The 25576-nt window shown below is 72.5% G+C and carries 24 protein-coding genes; 15 read left to right on the top strand and 9 right to left on the bottom strand.

All coding sequences use genetic code 11. The features are described from left to right. Nucleotides 1-19 precede the first annotated feature (19 nt). On the top strand, nt 20-1204 hold the full coding sequence (locus tag AS594_RS11830; RefSeq protein WP_069926996.1) for a winged helix DNA-binding domain-containing protein: 1185 nt from the start codon (nt 20-22) through the stop codon (nt 1202-1204). Between the two features lie 11 nt (nt 1205-1215). On the opposite strand, the gene AS594_RS11825 is transcribed toward AS594_RS11830, so the two are convergent. Next, the gene (locus AS594_RS11825) at nt 1216-1881 is read right to left on the bottom strand and encodes an HNH endonuclease family protein (RefSeq protein WP_069926995.1); all 666 of its coding nucleotides are present in this window, start codon (nt 1879-1881) and stop codon (nt 1216-1218) included. Nucleotides 1882-2020: 139 nt separating this feature from the next. Between AS594_RS11825 and AS594_RS11820 the strand changes: the two genes are divergently transcribed. Further along, the gene (locus AS594_RS11820; protein WP_069926994.1) at nt 2021-2899 is read left to right on the top strand and encodes an ATP-grasp domain-containing protein; all 879 of its coding nucleotides are present in this window, start codon (nt 2021-2023) and stop codon (nt 2897-2899) included. A gap of 73 nt (nt 2900-2972) precedes the next feature. Here AS594_RS11820 and sodN read toward each other — a convergent pair whose 3' ends face one another. After that, nucleotides 2973-3368 (bottom strand): superoxide dismutase, Ni, encoded by a 396-nt coding sequence (sodN, locus tag AS594_RS11815; RefSeq protein WP_069926993.1) that lies wholly within the window; start codon nt 3366-3368, stop codon nt 2973-2975. Nucleotides 3369-3512: 144 nt separating this feature from the next. Between sodN and sodX the strand changes: the two genes are divergently transcribed. Beyond that, nucleotides 3513-3938, top strand: a complete 426-nt coding sequence (gene sodX, locus AS594_RS40995; protein WP_069933002.1) for a nickel-type superoxide dismutase maturation protease — start codon at nt 3513-3515, stop codon at nt 3936-3938. Here the strand turns inward: sodX and AS594_RS11810 are convergent. Continuing rightward, nucleotides 3842-4471, bottom strand: coding sequence for a CGNR zinc finger domain-containing protein (locus AS594_RS11810; RefSeq protein ID WP_069926992.1), 630 nt, complete (start codon nt 4469-4471; stop codon nt 3842-3844). The genes sodX and AS594_RS11810 overlap by 97 nt on opposite strands. A gap of 86 nt (nt 4472-4557) precedes the next feature. Here AS594_RS11810 and AS594_RS11805 point away from each other — a divergent pair, with 86 nt between their 5' ends. Further along, nucleotides 4558-5334, top strand: coding sequence for a class I SAM-dependent methyltransferase (locus AS594_RS11805; protein WP_069926991.1), 777 nt, complete (start codon nt 4558-4560; stop codon nt 5332-5334). Nucleotides 5335-5400: 66 nt separating this feature from the next. Here the strand turns inward: AS594_RS11805 and AS594_RS11800 are convergent, their stop codons facing one another. The 3 genes from AS594_RS11800 to AS594_RS11790 are packed head-to-tail and all read right to left on the bottom strand — an operon-like array spanning nt 5401 to nt 8133. Continuing rightward, on the bottom strand, nt 5401-6153 hold the full coding sequence (locus AS594_RS11800) for an amino acid ABC transporter ATP-binding protein (RefSeq protein ID WP_107358108.1): 753 nt from the start codon (nt 6151-6153) through the stop codon (nt 5401-5403). Nucleotides 6154-6163: 10 nt separating this feature from the next. After that, complete coding sequence (locus tag AS594_RS11795) at nt 6164-7132, bottom strand: amino acid ABC transporter permease (protein WP_069926989.1); 969 nt, start codon at nt 7130-7132, stop codon at nt 6164-6166. A 44-nt stretch (nt 7133-7176) separates the two neighbouring features. Beyond that, complete coding sequence (locus tag AS594_RS11790) at nt 7177-8133, bottom strand: ABC transporter substrate-binding protein (protein ID WP_069926988.1); 957 nt, start codon at nt 8131-8133, stop codon at nt 7177-7179. A gap of 522 nt (nt 8134-8655) precedes the next feature. Here AS594_RS11790 and AS594_RS11785 point away from each other — a divergent pair. The 5 genes from AS594_RS11785 to AS594_RS11765 all read left to right on the top strand — a co-directional run bounded on the left by AS594_RS11785 (nt 8656) and on the right by AS594_RS11765 (nt 13330). After that, on the top strand, nt 8656-9879 hold the full coding sequence (locus tag AS594_RS11785) for an NAD(P)-dependent malic enzyme (protein WP_069926987.1): 1224 nt from the start codon (nt 8656-8658) through the stop codon (nt 9877-9879). Nucleotides 9880-10074: 195 nt separating this feature from the next. Continuing rightward, nucleotides 10075-11040 (top strand): zinc-binding dehydrogenase, encoded by a 966-nt coding sequence (locus AS594_RS11780; RefSeq protein ID WP_069930456.1) that lies wholly within the window; start codon nt 10075-10077, stop codon nt 11038-11040. 60 nt (nt 11041-11100) lie between these two features. After that, nucleotides 11101-12510, top strand: coding sequence for a cellulase family glycosylhydrolase (locus tag AS594_RS11775; protein ID WP_240508990.1), 1410 nt, complete (start codon nt 11101-11103; stop codon nt 12508-12510). A 32-nt stretch (nt 12511-12542) separates the two neighbouring features. Continuing rightward, nucleotides 12543-12752 carry a helix-turn-helix domain-containing protein gene (locus AS594_RS11770; RefSeq protein WP_069926986.1) on the top strand — a complete coding sequence of 70 codons (210 nt, stop codon included), beginning with the start codon at nt 12543-12545 and terminating at the stop codon, nt 12750-12752. Next, nucleotides 12752-13330: a Clp protease N-terminal domain-containing protein gene (locus tag AS594_RS11765; RefSeq protein WP_069926985.1), complete on the top strand. Its 579-nt coding sequence runs from the start codon at nt 12752-12754 to the stop codon at nt 13328-13330. The genes AS594_RS11770 and AS594_RS11765 overlap by 1 nt, the downstream gene beginning before the upstream one ends. 251 nt (nt 13331-13581) lie before the next feature. On the opposite strand, the gene AS594_RS11760 is transcribed toward AS594_RS11765, so the two are convergent. Together AS594_RS11760 and AS594_RS11755 are read right to left on the bottom strand one after the other, a co-directional pair. Further along, nucleotides 13582-14595: a helix-turn-helix transcriptional regulator gene (locus AS594_RS11760; protein WP_069926984.1), complete on the bottom strand. Its 1014-nt coding sequence runs from the start codon at nt 14593-14595 to the stop codon at nt 13582-13584. A gap of 1 nt (nt 14596) precedes the next feature. Then, entirely contained in the window at nt 14597-15466 is an 870-nt protein-coding gene (locus AS594_RS11755) for a DUF4097 family beta strand repeat-containing protein (RefSeq protein WP_069926983.1), read from the bottom strand. Between the two features lie 149 nt (nt 15467-15615). On the opposite strand from AS594_RS11755, the gene AS594_RS11750 reads away from it, so the two are divergent. Beyond that, on the top strand, nt 15616-16464 hold the full coding sequence (locus tag AS594_RS11750) for a hypothetical protein (protein WP_069926982.1): 849 nt from the start codon (nt 15616-15618) through the stop codon (nt 16462-16464). Between the two features lie 86 nt (nt 16465-16550). Here AS594_RS11750 and AS594_RS11745 read toward each other — a convergent pair whose 3' ends face one another. Further along, nucleotides 16551-16736 carry a DUF6104 family protein gene (locus AS594_RS11745; RefSeq protein ID WP_010061466.1) on the bottom strand — a complete coding sequence of 62 codons (186 nt, stop codon included), beginning with the start codon at nt 16734-16736 and terminating at the stop codon, nt 16551-16553. A 139-nt stretch (nt 16737-16875) separates the two neighbouring features. Between AS594_RS11745 and AS594_RS11740 the strand changes: the two genes are divergently transcribed. From AS594_RS11740 to AS594_RS11715, 5 genes are all read left to right on the top strand, one after another. Beyond that, complete coding sequence (locus AS594_RS11740) at nt 16876-17346, top strand: CU044_2847 family protein (RefSeq protein WP_069926981.1); 471 nt, start codon at nt 16876-16878, stop codon at nt 17344-17346. A gap of 7 nt (nt 17347-17353) precedes the next feature. Beyond that, a complete protein-coding gene (locus tag AS594_RS11735; RefSeq protein WP_069926980.1) occupies nt 17354-19429 on the top strand; it encodes a VMAP-C domain-containing protein in 2076 nt (691 codons plus the stop codon). A 149-nt stretch (nt 19430-19578) separates the two neighbouring features. After that, nucleotides 19579-20610, top strand: a complete 1032-nt coding sequence (locus tag AS594_RS11730; protein ID WP_069926979.1) for an AAA family ATPase — start codon at nt 19579-19581, stop codon at nt 20608-20610. A gap of 7 nt (nt 20611-20617) precedes the next feature. Then, entirely contained in the window at nt 20618-23845 is a 3228-nt protein-coding gene (locus tag AS594_RS11725) for an SAV_2336 N-terminal domain-related protein (protein WP_069933003.1), read from the top strand. 397 nt (nt 23846-24242) lie between these two features. After that, nucleotides 24243-25520, top strand: coding sequence for an aKG-HExxH-type peptide beta-hydroxylase (locus AS594_RS11715; RefSeq protein ID WP_240508989.1), 1278 nt, complete (start codon nt 24243-24245; stop codon nt 25518-25520). The last annotated feature ends 56 nt before the right edge of the window (nt 25521-25576 follow it).

Below are 25576 nucleotides of genomic sequence, written 5' to 3'. Positions count from 1 at the left end.
CATGGTGACACGTGTGAGCATGGAAACGGCCGAGCGGCGGGCACGGCTGGCACGGCGGCACCGGCTGGCGGCGGAGTCCAGGGCGGACGACCCGGTGGAGGTGGCGCGCGACCTGGTGGCGCTGCACGGCACCGACCCGTCGTCCGTCCACCTCGGGGCGCTGGTACGGATGAAGGCGGGCGGCGTCGCGGACGTCGAGCGCGCGCTGTACGAAGACCGCTCACTGCTGCGGCTGCTCGGCATGCGGCGCACCGTTTTCGTCACGTCCCTCGACGTCGCCCCGGTGATCCAGGCCGCGTGCTCCCGCGCGCTGGCCGCACGGGAGCGCCGCCTGCTGCTGCAACTCCTTTCGGCCGCGGGCGTGGCCGCCGACGCCGCCGGCACCGAGGAGTGGCTCGCCGGGGCCGAGCGGGCCGCGCTCGACGCCCTGGAGGCCGGGGGCGAGATCACGGCCGCGGAACTGGCGGCCGCCGACCCACGGCTGAGCACCGAGCTCGTACTGTCGAAGGGCAAGTCCTACGAGGGCTGGCAGAAGGTCGCCAGCCGCCTGCTGCTCCTGCTCGCCGCCGAAGGGCTCGCCGTACGGGGCAGGCCGCGCGGATCGTGGACGTCCCACCAGTACCGCTGGTCACCACTGACCCGGTGGTGTCCGGACGGCCTGCCCGAACCGGACACCCGGGATGCCGAGACGGAGCTGGCCAGGCGCTGGCTGCGCACGTTCGGTCCCGGCACGGCCGACGACCTGCGCTGGTGGACGGGCTGGACCAAGACGCAGGTCAAGCGGGTCCTGGCCGAGCTGCGCCCGGTCGAGGCCGACCTGGAGGGCGGCGGCACCGGCCTGCTGCTCGCCGACGACCTCGATCCGACGCCCGCCCCCGCGCCCTGGGCCGCGCTGCTGCCCGCCCTGGACTCGACGCCGATGGGCTGGCACGCCCGCGACTGGTATCTGGGTGAGCACGCCCTTCGTCTCTTCGACCGCGCGGGCAACATCGGCCCCTCCCTGTGGTGGAACGGCCGGATCGTCGGCGGCTGGGCCCAGGACGCCACCGGGGAGATCGTCTGCCGCTTCCTGGAGGACGTGGGCCGGGACGCCGAAGCCGCCGTACGCACGGAGGCCGAGCGTCTCGCCCCGCTGCTGACGGGCGTACGCCTGACGGCGCGTACGCGGGGCAAGACCTGGCTGGAGGAGGAGCTGACGGCCTGACCGGGGTCGCCTCAGAGGGCCAGCTCGTACGTGATCTCCTCCGTCTGGCACTCCACGACCATGTTCTGCATCGCCGCCAGCTCGTCGGAGTCCACGGACAGCTTCCAACGCGCCTTCACCGCGGCCCACTCGGCGATGTACCGGCAGTCGGCACTGTCGTCGGACGGCTCCCACCGCGCCGGATCCCTGTCGCCCTTGCGGCGCTTCTCGGAGGCCGTGACTGCGGCGAGCACGCGCGGGTCGCCCATGTCGTTCGCGTACCGCTCCCGTTCCTCGTCGGTCCACGCCGACGCTCCGCTGCGCCACGCCTCGGCGAGCGGCACCAGATGGTCGACGTCGAGGGCTCCGGCACCGAAGTGGTCCTTCTTGTCGTAGTACGAGTGCCACGCACCTCCCGTGATGGTGCACCGCCCGTCGACGGCGGGCGGAGTGGTCGCCTCCGCGATGATCACCTCGGCGCGGGTGTCACAGCCGTCCTGGTCCGGATCGGTCCAGTGCCTGAACCTCCCCGCGCTGTACCCGGCGCTGTCCTCGGCCGCGACCGGCAGGCTCTCGATGACCTTCTCGACTGTCGTGGTGACCGTGTCACCGGGAGCGGCGCCGGCGCCGGGCGCCGCCCCGACGACGACCGCGGCGGCGGCGAGGAGTGCGGGCACCAGGGACGTGAGCTTGCGCATACGGATCCCTCCATCTCGTACGGACGGACGGACCAGTACTAGCGGCACCTGTCACCCGGACACGCCGCGGAGCCCCCACGAATCACCCGCACGGGTGCGCGGCGGAATGCGGAGGCGGAACCGGAGCGCGGGCGGCACCATGGCGCCTGTGACTGGGACGCAGCGTGACTTTCTGGCGGTGGCACCGCGGTACAGCCCGACCCGGGAGCTGCTCTCGGCGGCGGCCGGACGCAGGGGGATGGACGTCGTGACACTCGCCGTCCCCGGTGGGACGCCTTTCGCGGGGGAACGGGAGGGCGGTCATTACTACGGCGGCCCGCTGTTCGCGGCGAGGGTCGCCGACGACCTTTCGGTCGCGCCCCTGGAGCCGGCCGACGAGTGGCTGTCCGCCCTGCCCGGAGAGTTCACGCGGAGACATGTCACCACGGGGACCCTGGAGACGGCGCGACGTCTGAGGCGCCCCATGTTCGTGAAGCCACCGAGGGACAAGAGCTTCCCGGCCGGGGTGTACGCCGACGGGCACTGCCTGCCCGGCGGGCTCGCACCGGACACAAGCGTGCTCATCAGTGACGTAGTGACGTGGAAGGTCGAGTTCCGGTTGTTCGTCCTCGACGGGGAGGTCCGCACGGGCTCGCAGTACGCCACCTTCGGACAGCTCGACGCGGCGCCCCTGGACGGACACCGCCACCGGGGCACGGTCATGGACTTCGCGGAGCGCCTGCTCACCGCCTGCGGCCGTACGCTGCCCAGCGCGGTGGTGGTGGACGTCGGCCTGCTGCGCACGCCCGCGGGCGGCCCGGCCGGGGAATGGGCCGTGGTCGAGGCCAACATGGCCTGGTTCAGCAACTGTTACGCCGCCGATCCCGACCGCGCACTCGACGTCGTCCTGCGCGGCGCGGGCCCACGCGCGCGACTCACGGAGCGCGACCGGCCGTTCTGGCGGCCCGGCACCGCCCCGGCCGGGGCAGGGCCCGGGAAAAGAAGACCGCACCCGCTCCGTCAGGGGCCGCCGGGGTAGGCGGTCTGCGGACCGGGTGCGGGCACGTGGGCGTCGTACCCGCGCGAGGGCGGGCCGGAGAGCCTCGGCCGGGTCAGGCCTTCTTGGTCTCCCAGAAGATCTTGTCGATCTGGGCGATGTAGTCCAGCGCCTTCTGGCCCGTCGCGGGGTCGGTCGAAGCCTTCGCGGCGCTGAGCGCCTTGAGGGCGTCATTGACGAGCTGGTGCAGCTCCGGGTACTTCTCGAAGTGCGGGGGCTTGAAGTAGTCGCTCCACAGCACCGAAACGTGGTGCTTGGCGAGCTCCGCGCGCTGCTCCTTGATGACTGTGGCGCGCGCCTGGAAGTGCGCGTCGTCGTTGGCCTGCATCTTTTCCTGCGTGGCCTTGACCGACTCGGCCTCGATGCGGGCCTGGGCCGGGTCGTACACGCCGCAGGGCAGGTCGCAGTGTGCGCTGACCTTCACCTTGGGGGCAAACAGGCGGGAGAGCATGTAAGAGCTTCCTTCCTCGTGATCGTCTTCTCAGGGGGGACATTACTCCGTGAGAGACCTGTTTTCGCGGGTGCCCCCATGGGCTTAGGTCAAAAGTCCAGGGTCAGTATGGGACTGGTGGAGGATCGGACCGGGAGGTGCCGGATGGTGGATCAAGGGCGGGATCCGACCGCGATGTTCGGGGTCGCCGAAGTGACGGGACTTTCCATGGTGCCGACACTGCGGCACCGGGATCAGCTGCTGGTGCACTACGGAGCGGTACTGCGGCCGGGGGACGTGGCCGTTCTGCGCCATCCCCTCCAGCAGGATCTGCTCATCGTGAAGCGGCTGGTGGACCGGCGGGGGGCCGGCTGGTGGGTGCTCGGCGACAATCCGGACGCCGAGGTCGTGGACAGCCGGGCGTTCGGGGCGGTGCCCCCCGAGCTGATCCTGGGACGCGTCCGCGCCCGGTACCGCCCGATCCGGGACGGGCGTCAGCGGTCGGCCGTGGTGGTGCTCTCCTGGCTGCTGTCCGCCGTACGGCCCGTATTCGCCGACCGGTCGGTCTCCAGGCGCTTGCGGGCCCGGTAGGCGGCGACGTTGGCACGGGTCGCGCAGCGGTCCGAGCAGTAGCGGCGCGAGCGGTTGGTCGAGGTGTCGAGGTAGGCGTTGCGGCACGGCGGCGCCTGGCACAGGCCGAGGCGGTCCGCCCCGTGCTCGGTCAGGTGGAAGGCCAGGCCCATCGAGGCGATGGCGGCGTACCCCGCCGTCGCGTTGGACGGGTGGTCGGCGAGGTGCATGTGCCAGTCCGGGCGGCCGTCCTCCTTGCGCGTCTCGTGGCCCGAAATCTGCGGGCTGACCGGGAACTCCATCAGCAGGGAGTTCAGCAGGTCGACGGCGAGGGTCTCGTCGCCCCCGTCCGCCGCCTCGAAGATCGCGCGCAGGCGGCCCCGTACGGAACGGAAACGCGTGACGTCCGCGTCGGTCGCCCGCCGGGCCGCCGACGCGTTGCCGCCGAAGAGCGACCTGACCGCTTCCACCGACGTGAGGGTGTCCTTGTTGCGGGCCGGCTCCTCGCTGTTGACCAGGCGCACGGCGTAGTCCGAGTAATAGGCCAGTTCCACTTGTAGTCCTTACGAGGGCGGTCTAGGGTCTGCGTAATGGCTGTTTGTGCTTCGAGGGTATTACGGAACGGAGCGGAGGAGTTCTGATGGCGGAGACGGGCTTGGGAATGGCGGCGCGCACGGACTGGGCGGCCTGGCAGGAGAGCTGGGACCGGCAGCAGGAGTGGTACATGCCGGACCGCGAGGAGCGGTTCCGGGTGATGCTCGACATGGTCGAGGCGCTGGTCGGCCCCGAGCCGCGGGTCCTGGATCTGGCCTGCGGTACGGGAAGTATTACGGACCGGCTGCTCAAGCGGTTCCCGAAGGCCACCAGTACCGGGGTCGATCTCGACCCGGCGCTCCTCGCCATCGCGCGCGGGTACTTCGACGGGGACGGGCGGGTCACCTTCGTGACGGCCGACCTGAAGGACCCGGACTGGACCCGTGCGCTGCCGTACGCGTCGTACGACGCCGTCCTCACGGCCACGGCGCTGCACTGGCTGCACAGCGACGACCTCACCACCCTGTACGGGCAGCTCGGCGGCCTGGTGCGCGACGGCGGCGTCTTCATGAACGCCGACCACATGATCGACGAGAGCACCCCGCGCATCAACGCGGCCGAGCGCGCCCACCGCCACGCCCACATGGACCGCGCCAAAGCCGATGGGGCGCTGGACTGGGCCGAGTGGTGGGCCCTGGCCGCCAAGGACCCCGTACTGGCCGAGCCGACCGCCAGGCGCTTCGAGATCTACGGCGAGCACGCGGACGGCGACACCCCGAGCGCCGCGTGGCACGGGCGGACGCTGCGCGAGGCCGGCGGCTTCGGGGAGGCGCGGACGGTGTGGCGCTCACCGTCGGACGCGCTGGTGCTGGCGGTGAAGTAGGCCAAGGCCGGAAAAACGAGAGAGGCGGTACGGACCCGGAGGTCCGTACCGCCTCTCTCCCAACCGCTAGAGAACCTTCGACAGGAACGCCTTCGTGCGGTCGTGCTGCGGGTTCGTCAGTACGTCGCGCGGGTTGCCCGCCTCGACCACCACGCCGTCGTCCATGAAGACCAGCGCGTCGCCGACCTCACGGGCGAAGCCCATCTCGTGCGTGACGACGATCATCGTCATGCCGTCCTCGGCGAGACCGCGCATGACGTCGAGCACGTCGCCCACCAGCTCGGGGTCGAGCGCCGACGTCGGCTCGTCGAAGAGCATCAGCTTCGGCTCCATGGCCAGCGCGCGGGCGATCGCCACACGCTGCTGCTGGCCGCCGGAGAGCTGCGACGGGTAGTTCTTGGACTTGTCGGCCAGGCCGACGCGGTCCAGCAGACGCTCGGCCCGCGCGCGGGCCACCGCCTTCGCCTCGCCCTTGACCTGGATCGGGGCCTCCATGACGTTTTCGAGCGCCGTCATGTGCGGGAAGAGGTTGAAGCGCTGGAAGACCATGCCGATGTCCCGGCGGTGCGCCGCGACCTCGCTGTCCTTCAGCTCGTAGAGCTTGTCGCCCTTCTCGCGGTAACCCACGAGCCGGCCGTCGACCGAGAGCCGGCCGGCGTTGATTTGCTCCAGGTGGTTGATGCACCGCAGGAACGTGGACTTGCCGGAGCCGGACGGGCCGACCAGGCAGAACACCTCACGCGGGGCGACCTCCAGGTCGATGCCCTTGAGGATGTGGGCGGCGCCGTAGGACTTGTGTACGCCCTCGGCCTTCACCATGGCGGTCATGTCATGCCCCCCTCGGGCTGGAGAAGGACGTCAGGTTGCGCTTGACCTTCTGCCACGGAGTCGGCGGCAGCGTCCGCAGGGAGCCCCGTGCGTAACGGCGCTCCAGGTAGTACTGGCCGACGCTGAAGATGCTGGTCAGGACCAGGTACCAGACGGAGGCCACGAGGAGCATCTCCATCACGGCGAAGGACGTGGAGCCGATGTTCTGCGCCGCTCGTGTCAGGTCCACGTACGTCACGACCGCGACCAGGGACGACGTCTTGAGCAGGTTGATGAACTCGTTTCCGGTCGGCGGCACGATCACCCGCATCGCCTGCGGCAGCACCACGCGGCGCATGGTCTTGCTGTTCTTCATGCCCAGCGCGTGCGCCGCCTCGGTCTGGCCCTCGTCGACCGACTGGATGCCCGCACGGACGATCTCCGCCATGTAGGCACCCTCGTTCAGGCCCAGGCCCAGCAGGGCGACCATGAACGGGGTCATGACGTCGACCATCTCGTCCTTGTAGAACCCGATGTTCAGGATCGGGAAAATCAAGGCGAGGTTGAACCACAGCAGCAGCTGGACGAACACGGGCGTGCCGCGGAAGAACCAGATGTACAGCCACGCGACTGCCCCGGTGACGGGGTTCTTCGACAGTCGCATGACCGCGAAGACGACACCCAGGACCAGGCCGATGGCCATCGACAGCACGCTGATCAGCAGCGTGCGGCCCATGCCCTCGATGATCCGCTGGTCGAAGATGAAGTCCCCGACCGTGTCCCACTGGACGTTGCCCTGCGAGAACGCGTAGATCAGCGTGCCGAGCAGCGCGACCACGATCACGCCGGAGACCCAGCGGCCCCAGTGCCGTACCGGGATGGCCTTGATCTGCTCGGGGGGAGCGGTGGAAGCGGGGGTGGCTTCCGCCTTGGCGGCCGGAGAATCCTCGGGGGGCTCTTCGGCGGGCGCCTTGTCGAACTTGTCAGTCACTGTGACTGCCCTTCAGTGAACGCTTGGGGCGAGAACGCCGTGACTTACTTGCCGGCGTTGACGGTCGCCTCGGTGACGGCGCTGTCCTTGACGTCCCACTTCTCCAGGACCTTCTCGTACTCGCCGTTCTTGATGATCGCGTCCAGAGCCGCCTTGATGGCGTCACGCAGCTCCGTGTTGTCCTTGTTCACGGCGATGCCGAACGGGCCGGCGCCGATCTGGCCGCCGGTGACCTCGAAGTCCTTGCCGCCGCCCGCGGTCTTCGCGATGTGGGCCGCGACCGGGTAGTCGTTCAGGTCGGCAACGGCGCCGCCGATCTTCACGCGGGTCTGCGCCTCGGCGTCGGTGTCGAACGACGAGATCTCAAGCTTCTCCTTGCCGCACTTCTTGGCCTGGTCCTTGAAGGTGTCCTCGTAGATCGTGCCGCGCTGGACGGCGACCTTCTTGCCACAGAGGTCGTCCAGGGACTTGATGTTCTCCGGGTTGCCCTTCTTGACCAGCAGGGAGACGCCCGAGTTGAAGTAGTCGACGAAGTCGACGCCCTTGCCGGCCTTCTTGCCCTTGTCGTCCAGGCCCTCCTGGCGGGCCTTGGTGTCGCTCATGGCCGACATGACGATGTCCTGGCGACCGGTGTTCAGCGACGTGATCAGACCGTCGAAGGTGCCACTGGTGAACTTGAACTCGACACCGAGCTCCTTGCCGAGAGCGGCGGCGATGTCGGGGTCGATGCCGACGATCTTCCCGCCCTCCTCGTACTCCATCGGAGCGTAGGCGGCGTCCGTACCGACCTTGATCACGCCGGCGTCCTGGTACTTCTTGGGCAGCTTGTCGAAGAGCGGGGCGCTGGACGACTTCGTGCCCTTGGTTTCCTCGGTGCCCGAGCCGGAGCCGGTCTGGTCACCGCAGCCGGCGAGCAGCAGAGCACCGGCGACCGCGATCGCGCCGACCGCGGCTGTCCTGGACTTGGTGGCGGTCGTACGACGGGTGTTGCGTGCGGTCATGGTTGGTTCCTCCGGCGGGAAAGGGGAGTGGCCTGGGAGGCCGGGCACACTACTTCGAGTATCGCGACCTCGTGTGATTACGGCATCTTGCCATTCGGACTAGCCCATTCAGGGCTCCAGTCATGTCAAAATCGGGTAACGGGTGACCCCCGAATCTCAACAGGCCGGTACATCAAGGCCGGACCTTCTGTTGAGTACTGCCTTTTCGGCCGGAAAATCTCCGGTCCGTCTCGTCATATGGATCCGAATCATGCCGTCAAACGGACTTGTCCCCACATGCACGCATGAGTCGTGTCTCCGAAGCGATACGGGCTCGTCGGTGATGCCGTCGATCAGGTAGAAAAGACGGTTACACCCCTCATCCGGGGCTCAGGGCGCGTGTGCGGCGCGCCCGCGCGTACGTACCTCCTCTCTGTCAGGGCGGGCCAACCGCCGGCGCAGGGAACGTACGCGGTGCCCGCCCACCCCTCCTCAACCAGGAGCGGCCACCCTCAACTGATGAAGACTTAAGGGGTAAAACAAATGGCAGCGGAGATCGTCAATCCTCGCAGCGACAGCACTACGGAGAACAGTGCGGAAGGGGCTCATGAGGAGCCCTTCGATCCGGCCTTCGCCCTGCACCGCGGGGGCAAGATGGCCATCCAGGCGACCGTGCCGGTGCGCGACAAGGACGACCTGTCCCTCGCGTACACGCCGGGCGTCGCCAAGGTGTGCAGCGCCATCGCCGAGCAGCCGGAGCTCGTGAACGACTACACCTGGAAGTCGAACGTCGTGGCCGTCGTGACGGACGGCACGGCGGTCCTGGGGCTCGGCGACATCGGCCCCGAGGCATCGCTCCCGGTGATGGAGGGCAAAGCGATCCTCTTCAAGCAGTTCGGCGGCGTCGACGCGGTGCCGATCGCGCTCGCGACGACCGACGTGGACGAGATCATCGAGACCGTCGTGCGGCTCGCCCCGTCCTTCGGCGGCGTGAACCTCGAGGACATCTCGGCGCCGCGCTGCTTCGAGATCGAGCGCCGGCTCCAGGAAGAGCTGGACATTCCGGTCTTCCACGACGACCAGCACGGCACGGCCGTGGTCACCCTGGCGGCGCTGCGCAATGCGGCCAAGCTCACCGGCCGTACGCTCGGCGACCTGCGCGCCGTGATCTCGGGCGCCGGTGCGGCCGGGGTCGCCATCGCGAAGTTCCTGCTGGCGGCCGGTCTCGGTGACGTGGCCGTGGCCGACCGCAAGGGCATCGTGAGCCGGGACCGCGAGGACCTGACGGACGTCAAGCGCGAGCTGGCGGAGCTCACGAACCGGGCCGGTCTGAGCGGTTCCCTGGAGACCGCGCTGGTCGGCGCCGACGTCTTCATCGGCGTCTCCGGCGGTACGGTGCCGGAGCCCGCGGTGGCGTCGATGGCGCCTCAGTCGTTCGTGTTCGCCATGGCCAACCCGAACCCCGAGGTCCACCCGGACGTCGCGCACAAGTACGCGGCGGTCGTCGCGACCGGGCGCAGCGACTACCCGAACCAGATCAACAACGTTCTGGCGTTCCCCGGGATCTTCGCGGGCGCGCTCCAGGTGCGGGCCACCCGGATCACCGAGGGCATGAAGATCGCGGCGGCGAACGCGCTGGCGGACGTCGTCGGTGACGCGCTGGCCGCGGACTACGTGATCCCGTCGCCGTTCGACGAGCGGGTCGCCCCGGCGGTCACCGCGGCGGTCGCCGCGGCGGCTCGCGCGGAGGGTGTGGCGCGGCGGTAACGCTCCCGCTCCGCCCGTACGGGCCGCGCCGCGTCCTCCGCGAGGGGGCGGCGCGGCCCTTCGGCTTTCCGGGGGCGGGAGCCCGGTGGGGTGCGCCGGGTGGCGCCACGGGCGCGCTTCACCGCTCGTGTGAGCGACGCGTGTCACACCCGTGCGTGGTTCCGTCGTGCGTCGGACCGCCCTATCGTCATGGTCATGTTCGCTGCCTACGCCGCCCGCATCGACCGTGACCAGCCCCTCAACGGACTTGAGCTGGGCGAGCGGCCCGCGCCCGAGGTCAAACCGGGCTGGACCACCGTCACCGTCAAGGCCGCCTCCCTCAACCACCACGACCTGTGGTCGCTGCGCGGGGTAGGTCTCGGCGAGGAGGCCCTGCCGATGATCCTCGGCTGCGACGCCGCCGGCATCGATGCCGACGGCAACGAGGTCGTCGTGCACTCCGTCATCGGCGAGACCGGCCACGGCGTCGGGCCGCGCGAGAAGCGCTCGATCCTGACCGAGAAGTACCAGGGCACCTTCGCCGAGCAGGTCACCGTCCCCGCGTGGAACGTGCTGCCGAAGCCCAGGGAACTGTCGTTCGCCGAGGCCGCCTGCCTGCCGACCGCCTGGCTCACGGCGTACCGGATGCTGTTCACGAACGCGGGCGTACGCCCGGGTGACACCGTCCTCGTCCAGGGCGCCGGCGGCGGTGTCGCGACCGCCGCGATCGTGCTCGGCAAGGCGGCGGGGCTGCGCGTGTACGCGACCAGCCGCGACGAGGCCAAGCGCAAGCGGGCCGTCGAGCTGGGCGCGGTGGAGGCGTTCGAGCCCGGCGCGCGGCTGCCGCAGCGGGTAGACGCGGTGATCGAGACCGTCGGCGCGGCCACCTGGTCGCACTCCGTGAAGTCGCTGCGCCCCGGCGGCACCCTCGTCATCTCGGGTGCGACGAGCGGCCCGAACCCGCCGTCCGCCGAGCTGAACAGGATCTTCTTCCTGGAGCTCAAGGTCGTCGGCTCGACGATGGGTTCCAAGGACGAGCTGGAAGACCTGCTGTCCTTCTGCGCGGCGACGGGCGTACGCCCGGTCATCGACGAAGTGCTGCCGCTGGACCGGGCCCGCGAGGGCTTCGAGCGCATGGCGGGCGGCGAGCTTTTCGGAAAGATCGTGCTGACAAACTCTTGATGGTGCGTCAGTTCTGCTGATTGCCTCTCCGGTACGCGTCGACGTGCTGGAGGGGTGTTCGTGCGAACGTTCAGAGGCATCTGCGGTTTCGTCTGTACGGTCGCACTGGTCACCGGGGCCCTCGCCCCGGCGGCCGGTGCGAGAGAAGCGGGCGGCGGAGAACGTCACGGCGGCGGTGACACGGTTCCCCGTCTCACCGACGACCGCGGCCGCGTCCTCACGCTGCGCGGCTGGAACGTCGAGGACAAGACGAACCGGGGCGACAAGGCGCTGTCCGCCGTCACCGAGCGGCACTTCCGCGACCTGCGCGCCCGCGGTTTCAACTTCGCCCGGCTCCTGATCTTCTGGGACGACCTGGAGCCCCGGCGCGGGCAGTACAGCGCGGCGTACCTCCGGAAGATCGAGCGGATCCTGGACTGGGCGCACAGGTACGACATCCAGGTGCTCGTCGACGCCCACCAGGACGTCTTCGGCCCGGCCTTCGGGCACCGCGGTATCCCGGAGTGGGCGACGCGTACCGACGGGCTGCCGTTCACACCGAACCCGGACGACTGGTTCTCCGAGTACTTCCAGCCGGCCGTGCAGCGCGCCTTCACGCATCTCTACGAGGACGCGGACCTCCAGCGTGCCCAGGCGGCCATGTGGCGGGTGCTCGCCGACCGCTTCGGGGACCATCCGGCCGTGCTCGGGTACGACCTGATCAATGAGCCGATGGGTGAGCTGAGGGAGGGCGAGGACCTGCCCACGGCCGCCCGGCGCATCGAGCGCGACCAGATCACGCCGATGCACAACCGTCTCGCTGACGCCGTGCGGTCGGTGGACCGCGACAACTGGGTGTTCGTCGAACCCACCCCGATCGTGGGCGAGGGCGTGCCCACCGGTCTCGGGAAGATCAAGGACCCGAAGGTCGTGTACGCGCCGCACTTCTACAACACCGCCATGGAGGCGGGCGCCGACTACGACCCGGCGGCCGGCTGGATCGAGTCGTACGAGGCCGCCGTCACCGCGTACCCCGAGGAGCACCGCGTGCCGGTGGTCGTGGGCGAGTGGGGACCGCTCAACACCGCGCTCCCCCGCATGGGCCTCTTCTACCGCGACGCCCTGGCGTCCATGAACCGCTACAGCTCGGGCTGGGCGGGCTATGTGTGGTGCTACGGCGGCGGCTACTGCGCGGTGGACGCGGCGGGGGAGTTCCGTACGAACAAGGAGCAGACGGCGTCGCCGTACGCGCCCGCGGTCGCCGGCCGGGTGCGCTCGGAGTCGTACGACCCGGCCACGCGGACCTACCGCCTGTCGTACGTCGCTTCCGGGCGCGGCGGCCCCACCGAGCTGTCGCTGCCCTCGCGCGCCCGGGACTGGCGCGTACGGGTGAGCGGGCCGGCGTGGGTGGACGGCGGGCGCGTCCACGCCCGGGCGGGCGCGCGGATCTCCGTGACGGTCACCGCCGCTCCAGGCGTCAACCAACGTTGACAGCCGACGGGTGTCAATGTAGGTTGACGCACATGACCGATGCAACGGATCTCGCCCAGCGGGCGGGTGACCAGGACCCCCGGGTGGGGCTGCGCGCCGTCGTAGCCCTGCGGCGGCTGCTGGAGCAGCTCGAAGCCGTGCAAGTGAGAAGTGCCCGCGCCAAGGGCTGGTCGTGGCAGGAGATCGCGGCCGAACTCGGCGTCAGCCGGCAGGCCGTCCACAAGAAGTACGGGAGGCGTTGATGTTCGAGCGGTTTACGAAGAGTGCGCGGGGTGTGGTGAAGGGCGCGGTCGTCCAGGCGCAGCAGGCGGGTGCGGACTCGGTGACCGAAGAGCACATGCTGCTGGCCCTGCTGGGCCAGGACGGCACGCGCTCGTCCGTCGCCCTCACCTCCCTGGGAGTCGCCGGACAGCGCGAAGCGGTGGCGCGGTCGCTGGCCGACGTGCGGCGCCTGGGCGGGATGTCGAAGGCGGACCAGGAGGCGCTGGCCGGTATCGGCATCGACGTCACGGAGATCGTCTCGAAGGTGGAGGAGACGCACGGACAGGGCGCGCTCCAGTCCGGGCGCGGGGCGCGGCGCGGTCTGAGGACGGGGCACCGCCCCTTCACGCCGCAGGCGAAGGCCGTACTGGAGAAGTCCTTGCGGGTCGCGCTGGGCCGGGGCGACCGGCAGATCGGCGACGAGCACCTCTTGCTGGCGCTGACGGTGCAGCCGGGGGCGGTGGCGGACGTGCTGACCGAGTACGGCGCGACGTACGGGGCGGTGGAACAGGCCCTGTCCGGCGGTTCGGGCGGTTCCGGCGCGGCCGGGACGGGCTGAGGGGGCCGCCCGGACGGCCGCCGTCGGGGGCGCGGGGTGCGGGGTGCGGTGGTGGGGCACGGGTGCCGGCGGCGTTTCCGCCGTCCGCACCTTCCCGCACCGCGACCGCCGCCCCGGCCCCCCCACTGAGCGCCGGAGGGGCGAAGGGCCGGACATCGGCCGGGGGGTGACCCCGGCCCCGGAGTCCGGTCTGCCTGTCTGCCTGTCTGCCTGTCTGCCTGTCTGTCTGTCTGTCTATTTGTCTGTCTGTCCTAGACCTTCGGCCCTTGCAGAAGTGCGGACAGGTGGGCCGCCGCCGTGGACAGGTGGCGGCGTGCCTCGCGGAGCTGGTCCTCCGTCACGCCGTGGTCGCGGGCCGCGTCGCGGACGTCGTCGCGGAAGCGGTCCAGCAGGCGGTCCAGGTCCCGCGCCGGGTCGCCGGACGGCGGCTCCTGGGCCCATTCGGGCGCCGGAGGCGGCGGGTCCGCCCGGTCGACCGTGACCTCGGCCGGGGTCCCGGCCGGCTGCGACGTGCGGCCGAGGAAGCCGAACTGCCTGGTGATCTCGGCGAGGCCGTCCCGTACCCCCTTCGGCCAGTCGCCCCGCGCGAACCGGTCCTGCACCTGCTCCTGCACCTGCTGCGCGATCCGCTGCATCTGCTCGCGCGCCTTCTCCTGCGCCTTCTCCTGGGCCTCCTTGGCCTGGCGGCGCGCCTCCTGCGCGTCCTCGCGGGCGCGGCGGCTCTCGTCCTTCGCGCGCCGGGCCTGCTCCTTCCACTCCTGCCTGGCCCTGCGCAGCTCCTCCTTCGCCGCCTGCCACGCCTCGCTGTCGCCGAACGCGCTCTCCCAGTCGCCCGCCTTGGGCGGCGACCCGGCGCCCTCGCCCGGGACGGTCCGGTGCCGGGTCTCGCCGGCCGCGGCCCGCATCTCGCGGCGCAGGTTGCCCGCGGCGCCGCGTACGTCGTCGCGGATCTCGGCGGCCAGCTCGGAGACCGACTCGCGGATCTCCAGCTCCAGGTCGGCCAGCTCGCCGCCGCGGCCCGCCAGTTCGGCGCGGCCCGCGTCGGTGATCGAGTAGACCTTGCGGCCGCCCTCGGTGGCGTGCGTGACCAGGCCCTCGGCCTCCAGCTTGGCGAGGCGGGGGTAGACGGTGCCGGCGGACGGGGCGTACAGGCCCTGGAAGCGCTCCTCCAGGAGCCGGATCACCTCGTAACCGTGGCGCGGGGCTTCGTCGAGCAGCTTGAGGAGGTACAGGCGCAGTCGGCCGTGGGCGAAAACGGGGGGCATGTCAGAGCACCTTCTTGTCGGCCGGGGCTTCGGGGTCCGTCTCGTACGGGTCCGCACCGGCCGGCGGGCGGCGGAGCAGGGCGATGGAGCCGGACACGGTCGTCGCGCGCAGCCGGCCGCTGCCCGTCCCGAGGGTGCCGGTGATCCGCTTCGCTCCCCACTGCCCGCTGACCCGCAGGTCCTCGAAGGCGTTGGAGACGGAGCCGCTCGCCGTGTTCGCCTCGACCGTGGCGTCGGCCGGGTGCGGCAGCCGGATGGCGACCTCGCCCGAGACCGAGGTGAGGGAGATGTCGGCCGGCTTCCCGGCGGGGTCGACGTCGACGGCCATGTCGCCGCTGACGGAGTCCGCCCGTACGGACGTTCCCGAGCCGTCGACGACGGTCAGGTCCCCCGATACGGAGTGGAAGCGGAGCTCGCCGGTGACGCCCTGCGCCTCCACGCCGCCCGCGACGGTGTCGGCGCGCACGGCGCCGGAGAGGCCGACGAGCGTGATGTCACCGGTGACGCCGCGTACGTCCGTACGTCCCCCGATGCGCGAGACGACGGCGCCCGCGCCGATGACTCCGACCGCCACCGAGGAGTTCACGGGGACCGCGAGGGAGACCACCGCGCTGCGCTGCGGGCCCCTGCGGTCGAGCCACGTGAGGAAGCCCTTCCAGGGCAGGTCCTCGTACGTGACGGTGAGGGTGCCGTCCTGATGGGTCACGGTCAGCGGCGGGCCGTCGATCTCCGTCACTTCGAGGCGGGCCGGGCCCTCCTCGACGCCGACGACGTTCACGGTTCCGTTGACGATGCGCACCTGGAGCGCCGTCACCGGGTCTTCGAAGGTGAGCTTTCGCGGCTCGGCGACCGCCCATGCCGGCTCTGTCATGTGTCCTCCCCGATCTGGCTGGACGGACGCAACATATCGCGTCTTTCCAGAAACACGATATATCGCGGACTTGCGAAGTCAAGGCGCCGACGGCGCGAGCGGCCCACTCATACGCGCCACCAGGGGGCAAAGTGCCCTAGCGTGAGGGCATGAACGCGACATCCGGATACGGCTCGGGCCCCGTGGGAGCACTGCTGCTGTGCGGGGCCGAGCCGGAGGCGGTACGCCCGGCGGCCCATCTGCTGCGGGAGCGGCTGCTCCTGGCACCGGCCTGCGACGCGAGCGGCTCCGCCCCGGCGGGGCGCTGGAGCGTCGTCGTTCCCGAGGGCAAACCGTGGCTGGACGACGGCGAACCGGTCGACCGGGTGCTGGCGGGCTGGGCCACGGCGCTCGCCGTCGGCGTCACATGGCCGGTTCTCGCCCTCTGGTGGGACGCCGACCGCACCGGCTTCACGCTCGCTTCGGGCTTCCGCCGCCAGGTCGGTTACGAATGGCTCGCGGACGGCACGCCGGTGGGGGAGGACGAGGCGATGCGTACGTTCGCGGCGCGGCTCGGGCTCGACCCCGTACTGGACATGGAATCCCTGGCGGCGCTCACCCGGCCCGACCCCGACGCCGACGGCAGGGCCAGGCTGCTCGGGCTGATGGCGGTACTGTCCCGGCTCGGCGTCGTGCTCCCCGCCGGCCTGTCCCCGGGCGAACCGGCCGACCGGCTGCGGGAGGCGGCGCGGGTGCAGCCGGGTGCGGAGTCGGTGGAGTGGTCCGGGTGGCGCGACGCCGTGCGCGCGGAACTCGACGTGGTGGAGAGCGGTCCCGTCGGCCCTTGGGTGCGCGGCCCCAGGGCCCGCCTGCTGAACGGGGCCCAGCTGGCGGCCGGTGTCGCGCTCGCCCTGTGGGGCCTGCGGCGGCGCAGCGGCGGCTGGGCGTTCGCGGGCGGCGTGCTGGTGGCGCAGGGGGCGCTCGGGCTGGCCTACGACCGGCTGCGCGCCCGGGACTGACGCGGTGCGGCCGGCGCCGGTGCCCGCGTCTGTGCCCGGCCTCGCGCCCCTGCGCCCGTGGTGCGCCGCCCCCGGGCGCAGGGGTGTTACTCGTCCTCGTCGTCCTCGTCGTCCAGACGGGCCAGCCAGGTCGCGAGGCGCTCGACCGGAACCTCGAAGTCCGGGTTGAGGTCGACGAACGTACGCAGCTGCTCGGCGAGCCACTCGAAGGTGACTTCCTCCTCGCCGCGCCGCTTCTCCAGCTCCTCGATGCCGCGATCGGTGAAGTACAAGGTGTTGCTCCGTGGGGTGGGACAGGGGTGGACAGCGGTTGTTCCCAGCCAGGATAGGCACTGATCGCCGAGTCCCTCGCGCTCGTACCCAGCAGCGATTAACCTTCACCATTCATCGCGTGGGGGAGCGGGGGACGCTGTGGCCAATGGGATCGCACAGGTTCGGCTCGACGACGGGACCGTCGTCTGGGCACGTGTCAGCGAGGCGCAGGAGCTCGAACGGGGCGGCGGCTACCGGGACACCGGGATCGGTGACCGGGTCGTCTCCATGGCGGGCGGACTGACCGATGTCGTCCAGGGCGTGGTGCGGTCGCTGCGCGCCGGGCTGGACCCCACCGCGCCCGTCCAGGTCGCGGTGACCTTCGGCATCGAACTGTCGGCCCAGTCCGGCAAGGTGATCGGCGTTCTCGCCGACGGCGGCGGCAGGGCGTCCGTCTCGGTCTCCCTCACGTGGACCGAACCGGTCGCAGGGCCGCCCGGCGATCCGGCCGCCGACCCGGCGGCGCCACCGGCCGCCGGACCGCCCGGGGCTCCGGGGGCGCAACCGGTCGCGGACCCGGCCGCCGGGCCGGGGTCCGGCCCCGGTCCTTCGGCCCGCGGCGCGGTATGAGCGCGCCGTGAACGTCTTCGACGAGATCGTGCGCCCCTCGCTCGTACGCATTGCCGCGCCCGGAGGCGGGTATGACCCGCACGGCGCCCGCTACTGGGGCAGTGGTTTCTTCATCGCCCCCGGCTGGGTGCTGACCTGTGCCCATGTGGTGGGGAAGGGGGCGGCCGGCGTGTGGAGGGGTGAGCGCGCACTCGGCATCACCTGGCAGGGCGGTACGACCACGGGCGAAGTGGTCCTCGCCAAGCCCCGGCCCGCCGACCCCGAAGAGCCCCCGTACCGCTGGGAGTTCCCCGACATCGCCCTGGTCCGGGTCCCCGACGCCCAGGACGCCGCCTGCGTCTGGCTCAGCGAGCGGCCCCCCGCCATCCCCGCCGACGTGAGCCTGCACGGCTGGTCCAGGGAGACCGGCGACCTCGGCATACGGCACGGCGTCGGCAAGGCGCACGCCACCGACGGCAAGGCGCTGCTGCTGCGCGGCAGTCTGCCCGTCGAGGGCTGCTCGGGCGGGCCCGTCGTCGACCTGAGGCACGGCGCCGTCATCGGCATGAACAAGGGGCGCGGGGAGCACGAGGGCGCCGCCGTACCCATCACCGCCCTGCGTGAACTGCACGACCTGCGGGGCGGCGAGATTCTGCACACCGTCCTGCGCGAGCACGACCGCCACCACCTGCGCCGCTTCCGCAGCACCGCGGCCCCCGGCGGCTGGGTGCGGGCGCAGGCCGACCGGCGGCGCAAGGGCGCCCCCGGGTTCCTGCCCGCCGCGCGCGCCCACCTCTTCGGCCGGTTCGCCGAGCTGTCGCCGCCCACCGGGCCCGGCGAGGTCATGGTCCTCGTCGACGACGTCAAGCGCCGTGTCCTGCACAGCGATTACCAGTCACCCATCGAGCACGACCCGCGCACCTGGCGCGACGGCGTCGGCCTGCTGCACGACCTGCGCGGCCAGGAGAGCGGACACGATCTCGACGTCGACGCGGTGCTGCTGTACGCCGCCAAAGTCGTCAGGCATCTCGCCGGGCAGGGCCGGGGCCGTTCCGACGGGCCCCAGTGCGCCGCGCTCGGGGAGCTCGCCGAGTGGATCACCACGCAGGGCGAGTCCGCGCACCAGGCCATCCGCGAGGAGATCGCACAGGTGCTGGAGCTGCCGGAAACGGAGGCTCCAGCACCGGCGTTCGGGTCCGGCTTCGTACGGGAGCGCCCGGCCGGGCAGGCGCGGGCGGACGTACTCGTGGAGATCGACCCGGTGCACTACGGCGACCGCTACCCGTGGCGCGTCAAGCTCCTCTACGAGGGGCGGACCGTCAGCCCGCTCTCCGGGGACGACCGCGGGGTGCCCCGCGCCGAGCTGCGCGAGACGCTCCGCGAACCGCTCGCGGACGCCCTGCGCCGGGGCGACAGCGGGGAGCATCTGGCGGCGGTCGAGGCCCTGTTGCCGCGCGAACTGTTCGACGAGCCCCTCGACACCTGGCGGCTCTCCCCCGAGGACGATCTCTTCGACGAGCACAGCATGGCGCTGGGGGAGCGCCGTATCGTCGTCATACGGGACCGCAGGCGCCGCGACCGCCCGGCGAGCCCCGAATGGCGCCGGCGGTGGAAGGCCGCCGTGCGGGGGCCGCTCACCGTCGTGCCGCTGCGCGGCGAGGTGCCCGCGTCGGGGCACGGCCCAGGCGCCCGCCGGGAGTCCCGCAGGGCCGCGTACGCCAGGCTGTCCGACGCCGAGGACGGCACCGTGCCCGTGTACTGCGGACCGGTCGGCAGCGGCGACGGGTTCGACGCGATGGCCGCCGCGCTCGCGGCCGGGCATCCGCTGGCGCTGTGGCGCAGATGCGGCCGGGAGCACGGCGACTGCCGGGAGTTCCACGCGCGCGCCGACGAACTGCTGGTGCGCGCCGACGGCGTGGACGGCCTGCACCGGCACATACGTTCCCTGCGCATCATTTCGATGGACCCCGACGCGACACCCGACACGGTGGCGGAGGCGGCCTGGGCCGACTCCGTCGCCGTACTCTTCGATCCGCCCGACCGTCCGCCGTACGACGGCGTGCCGCTCCAGGTTCCGCCGCCGCTGTCCGGGCCCGGCACATGACGGCCCGTCAGGCACGGGCGGGCGGGCCCGGCCGAAACCCGGCAACCGGCCCTGAACCGGGGTCGGCAGAAAGGGAGTTGAACGGTAACGTCAGCCCCCCGGACCGCCGGGCCGGCTCCCGTCCCCACCTACCCGCGAGGTGAAAATCAGTGACAGACTGGCGGATCTATCGCGGCGCGGGGCTGCCGCACGACGGAGTGCAGCGGTTACCCGGCCCGCCCCCGTGGCGTGATTTCGCCTCCGTGGGCCAGGACACCGACGGCAGCGGCTCCACGGACCCCGCGGCCACCGACCCGAGCGCGGCCCGCAGGCTCGGCGTCCAGCGCCGGCTGGTGGAGAACCACCACCCCAGACCCGCCGAGGTCGACGCGGTCAACGCGGCCCTGTACCTGCGCCGGCCGTTGCTGGTGACCGGCAACCCGGGCACCGGGAAGTCGACTCTGGCGCAGGCCGTCGCCCACGAGCTCGGCCTCGGGCGCGTGCTGCGCTGGCCCATCGTCAGCCGCTCCGTTCTCCAGGACGGGCTCTACCGCTACGACGCCATCGGCCGCCTCCAGGACGTACAGCTGGAGCGGGCGCAGGGCGCGGGGCCGTCGGCGGCGGCGTCGAGCATCGGCTCGTACGTACGCCTCGGACCGCTCGGCACCGCGCTGCTGCCGTCCGAGCAGCCGCGTGTGCTGCTCGTCGACGAGCTCGACAAGAGCGACCTCGACCTGCCGAACGACCTGCTGAACGCCCTGGAGGAAGGCGAGTTCGCCATCCCCGAGCTGGAGCGGATCGCCGACCGCGAGCCGGTCGTCGACGTCCTGACCGACGACGGCCGCAAGGTGCCGGTGCGCGGCGGCCGGGTCCGCTGCACGACCTTCCCGTTCATCGTCCTCACCTCCAACGGCGAGCGGGACTTCCCCGCCGCGCTGCTGCGCCGCTGCATCCAGCTGGAGCTTGAACCGCCCGGCGAGGAGCAGCTCACCGCCATGGTCGAGGCGCACCTCGGAAGTGAGGCGGCGACCGAGGGACGGGACCTGATCGAACGCTTCCTCGGCCGCGAACCCGGCGAGATCATCGCCGCCGACCAGCTGCTCAACGCCCTCTACCTCACCCAGCACGCCCCTCGCGCGGAGCGCGTCACGCGCGAACGCATCGCCGAAATGCTCATGCGACCACTCGACCGCCCGAGGTGAGTGCCGGATGGACCTGGGGGAACTTGTCGGCAGGCTGAGGAGCGGCGGCCTCGACCCCACGGCCGAGGAGGTCGCGGACGCCGTCTGGCTGGCTCAGTGGCTTCCGTCGGACCGTACGCCGACGGGCGCCTCCGGCGACCCCCGGGAGCCGGGCGAGGACACCGGCGGCGGCCGGTCCGGCCGGGAGGGCCGGACGACCGCACCGCCCGGCCGTCCCGGCGCCGGCACCGGCGCGGACGACCCCGGCCCGTCCCCGGCGTCCGGTCCCGTGTCGCTCTACGCACCCGGCGGCGGGGGCGGCGACGGCCCCGGTGGCCCCCGGGCCGCGGCCGGGGCCGCCCGGCCGGGCTTCCCGGTACGCGCCCCCGCGGCCGCCGCGCTGCCCGGGCTGCTCGGCCTGCAACGCGCCCTGCGGCCCCTGCGCCACTACACGACCACCGCGGCCCGGCCGGCGGCCGGCGGGCGCCTCGACGAGGACGCCACGGCCGAACGCAGCGCCATGACCGGCGTGCTGTGCCCCGTGCTGCGCCCCTCCGAACGCCGCAGCGTGGACATCCAGCTGCTCATGGACGCCGGGCCCGCGATGGCCGTCTGGGAGCGGATGGTCGAGGAACTGCGGCAGGCGTGCCAGCAGTCCGGGGTCTTCCGCGACGTACAGGTCCATCAGCTGTACGACGCCGGGGACGGCGGCGCGCCCCTCATCGGCACCACGACCGGCCCCGGCGGGCATACCCGGCTGCGCCCCGCCGACCAGTTCCACGACCCGACGGGCCGCAGGCTCACCCTCGTCGTCAGCGACTGCGTCGGCCCGCTGTGGCAGCAGGGCCGGGCGCAGCGGCTCATCCACCAGTGGCCGCGCAGCTCCCCGCTGGCCGTCGTCCAGCCGCTGCCGCCCCGCCTGTGGGCCCGTACGGCGCTGCCCGCCGAACCGGGGCTGCTGGTGCGGGCGGCGGGTTCCGGCGGCCGTACGGCCTTCGTCCCCGACGAGGAACCGTGGGAGCCGCTGGAGGCCACGGCCAGGCCCGTGCCCGTACTGCCGCCCACGCCCGAGGCGTTCGGCTCGTGGGCGCGGCTGCTGTCCGACCACGGCGGCAGTACGGTGCGTGGCTGGGCGGCCTGGACCGACGCCCACGGGCCGGCGGACGTCCTCGCCCAGGAACTCGCCCCGCCCGCCGCGGAGCCCGCTCCCGAGCCCGGCCGCAGCGCCGACGAACTGCTGCGCGCCTTCCGGGCCAACGCCTCACGCGGCGGTGTCCGGCTCGCCGTCCACCTCGCGGCCGCGCCCCTGACCCTGCCCGTGATGCAGCTCGTGCAGCGGGCGATGCTGCCCGACACCGGCCCGATGGAACTCGCCGAAGTGCTGCTCGGCGGGCTGCTCAGGCAGCTGCCCGGAACGGAACCGGGATCGGGGACGCCCTGCTACGTGTACGCGGACGGGGTGCAGGAGCTGCTGCTGAACTCGCTGGGGCAGGACGCCGCCGCCCTCGTGCTCAAGCACTGCTCTTCGTACGTCGAGCGGCACTTCGGCAAGGGGGCCCGCAACTTCTCGGCGCTGGCCGCGGCCAGGCTCTCCGAGCTCGGCGCCGCCACGGACCCCGGACTTCCCTGGGGGCCGGGCGCGGACGGGGGCGCGGGGGAGGACGAGGGAACCGGCGCCGAGCCCGAGCTGTTCGCCGAGATCCCCGCCCGGGTGCTGCGCTTCTACCTGCCCGACCTCATCACCCCCGTACCGCTGGCCGAGGCCGAGCGCCTCCTGGGCCAGTGGCGCTCCCAGGCCGACCCCTCGCTGCTCCGCCGCGCCCGCGAACGCGCCGAGGCGGCGCTGCGGGCCGGTGGCCCGGCCCCCGGCGGCCCCGGACCGGACAGGGCGCCCGACCACGGGACCGGCGCGGCGCGGGCCGGGCTGGTGCTGGGCCGGGTGCTGCTCGCGGAGGCGGGGGCTCCGGCTGTGCGCGGCTCGGAGCGCGGCCGTGAACTGCTGCTGCGCGCGGCCCGTACCCTCGCCGAGGCCCGCGACCGCGCGCCGGATGGCAGCCCGGCCCGTGCCGACGCCTGCCTGGAACTCGCCGCCGCGCACCACGCCCTGTGGCGCGAGACGCGCGACGACCAGCACCTCGCCGCGGGCCTGGACGCGCTCGCGGGAGACCCCGGCCTCTGGCTGGCCGCGTCCCGCCGGACGCTGCGGCTGCGCCGGGGGCGGCTGCTGCTCGCCCTGCACCGGGCCGAAGAGGCCGTACGTGAACTCCGTTCGGGGTGCGACATGCTGGACGCCGAAGACGCCCCCGACAGCCTCCGCTGCCCCGCCCTCCTCGACCTCGCCGAGGCCCTGCGCGCCGCGGACGCCCCGCACGCCGGCATCGCCGAGGTCCTGGCCCGCGCCGCGCGGGCCGCCGGCGAGGACCCGGCGCTGCGGCTGCGCTGCCTGACCGCCCAGGCCCGGCTGCACGACGCGGCGGGCGACCCCGCGTCAGCCGACCGTGCGTACGAGAGTGCCTCCGGCCTCGCACCGCCCGACAGCACCCGGCGCTGCGAACTCCTCACCGAATGGGGCGAGTCGCTGCTGCGCCGCGCCGCCGCCGAACCGGACACGGCCGGCGAGGACACCGTGGGCCGGGCGGAAAGCGTCCTGCGCGAGGCGCTCGCCGGGATGCCCGCCCGCTCCGCGTCCCGCAGCAGGCTGCACCTGCTGCTCGGCAGCGCGCTGGCGCTCCGCTTCCAGCGGGTCGGTTTCCTGCCGGACCTGTACGAGGGCCGCCACCTGCTGGAGGAGGCCGCGAAGCGGCTGACGGACACCGGCGTACGGGCCGAGGCGTGGCTGGTGGTCGGCCGCGCGCGGCTGGAACTCGCCCGCGTATCGGCCGCGACGCTTCTGTCGGACGCCCTCCAGGCGTACGAGAGCGCTCAGCGCGACGCCGACGGTGCGCACGGGACCCGGCCGGGCTCCCGGACAGCGGCACGGGCCGTGTACGCGCAGGGCTGTGTGCTGGAACTCATGGGCCGTACCGGGGCCGCCCGCAGGTCGTTCGAGCGTGCGCACGAGCGGTGGCAGCGGTTGATCTCCTCCCTGGTCGAGGTGGACTGGGCGGAGGCCGCGGCGCCGCGAGAGCGGATCGAGCGGCTGACGGAGCGGCGCCGGGGAGCCGGAGCCCGGGCTGACGATCAGAGTCCGGAGGAGGCGGACCGGCGCCGCCCGGCGCCCCCCTGGTGGCCGTTCACCGGGGCGAAGGCCGGTTGACCGGAGTGAAGTCGAACATGTTTCTGTTTCCCCGCTGTCGGGAAGAACTGGGCAGCCGCTGCGGCCGTGCGGGACGGGTGCCGGCAGGGAGGAGTCAAGCGTGTCGCACTGGAACACCGCGGTTGCCGGCCCGGGGCAGGACGCCGGGCCCCCTCCGGCCGTACCCGACCTCACCGACGCCGACCTGCGGACTTTACGTGTCATGGACGACCCGGAGGTCCGGCGTGCGGTCGACGAGGTGCTGCACCGCACCCGGGAGCTCGCCGAGTCGTGGTGGGCGGGGGAGGACTCGACCAGAGGCTGAACGCAGTCGCTTTCCGGTCAGATCGGTGGCACGGCCAACCGGTCGGAGGGACCAGCCCTGGACGACGGCAGGAAGGGAGGAGCCGGGATGCCCATGACCCCGATCCCCGCCGCCGTGTTCGGCCGGCTGGCCCGCACCCGGCCCGCCCCGGCCGCCACCGCCGCACTGAAGGCCGGTCTGCACGCCCGCCGGCTCCTGCTGCTCAAGTCGTTGCTGGTACGCCTCGACCGGCAGCCGGCCCCCGTCGACCCGGCGGTACGGGAACGCTTCGCCAGGCACTGGCGGCTGCTGGAGCACGCGGAACTGCGCGACCCCGCCGAGGTCCGCGCGGTCGTCGACTACCCGCTGACCGGCGCCTGGCTGGCCGAGTCCCTCACGGCACCCGCGGGCCCCCTGCTGGACCGGCACCTCGCACACTTCGGCTCCATAGCCGTCACCGCGGCTCTGCGCGCCGGCTGCGACCTGCGCCTGACCCTCGACGCACCCGGCGGGCGGCTCCCCCTGCCCGGCCTGGGCTCCCTGCGCTGCCCCGCCCACCGGGCGACCCTGCACGCCCGCGGCAGGTGCGTACGCATCACCGGAGGCGGTCGTACGTTCGCCCTGCTGCGGCGGGGCACCGGTGGCCGCGCCGGACTCCTGGGCGGCGGACCCGGCTGGTCGGGCCTGCGCACCCTGCCCGGCACCACCGCCGTCCTCGACGACCTGCACCCGTACCGGGTCCCGCCCCGGATCCCGGGCAGCTCCGCCCCGCCCGTGGCCGAACGGGACGGTGTCAGCCACGACTTCTGGGCGCACCTCTGGCGGCGTTCCCTCGAACTGATCGACACGACGGACCCGGGGCGGGCCGCCGAGATACTGGCCGTGCAGCGCGTCGTCGTGCCGCTGGCTCCGGCGGCGCCGCGGCGCGGCGAGGACCAGCCGGCGAGCGCCACACTCCGGGCGGCGCCCGGCGGCCTGCTGGCCTCTCCGCCGGCCGGGCCCCACGAGTTCGCCGAGGTGCTCGTTCACGAGACCCATCACACGAAGCTCGCCGCCCTCCACGAACGCGTACCGCTGTACCGGCCGGGCGGGGAGGACCTGCACCCGGTCGGCTGGCGCCCCGACCCGCGTCCCGTGTCGGGCGTACTCCAGGGCGCGTACGCGCATCTGGCGCTCACGGACCTGTGGCGGCGGGCCGCGACCGGGGCCGGCTCCCCGCCCGCCTGGCGGCGGCGGGCCGCGCACCAGTTCGAGCTGCATCGCGGACACGTCGCGGAAGCCTTGTCCGTACTGCTGGAATCCGATGAACTGACCGTAGAGGGCCGGGAGTTCGCCGGTGAGATGCGAGAGCACCACGCGAGCCTCGGAGCGACTCAGCGGATCTGTGGGTAACACTGTGTCAAGTGACCGTTACGTTCGGTCGGCGAGTGCTGGTACGGGGCGCAAGA

Source organism: Streptomyces agglomeratus, from assembly GCF_001746415.1.
Lineage (GTDB): Bacteria > Actinomycetota > Actinomycetes > Streptomycetales > Streptomycetaceae > Streptomyces > Streptomyces agglomeratus.
This window is presented reverse-complemented; position numbering and strand designations above follow the sequence as displayed.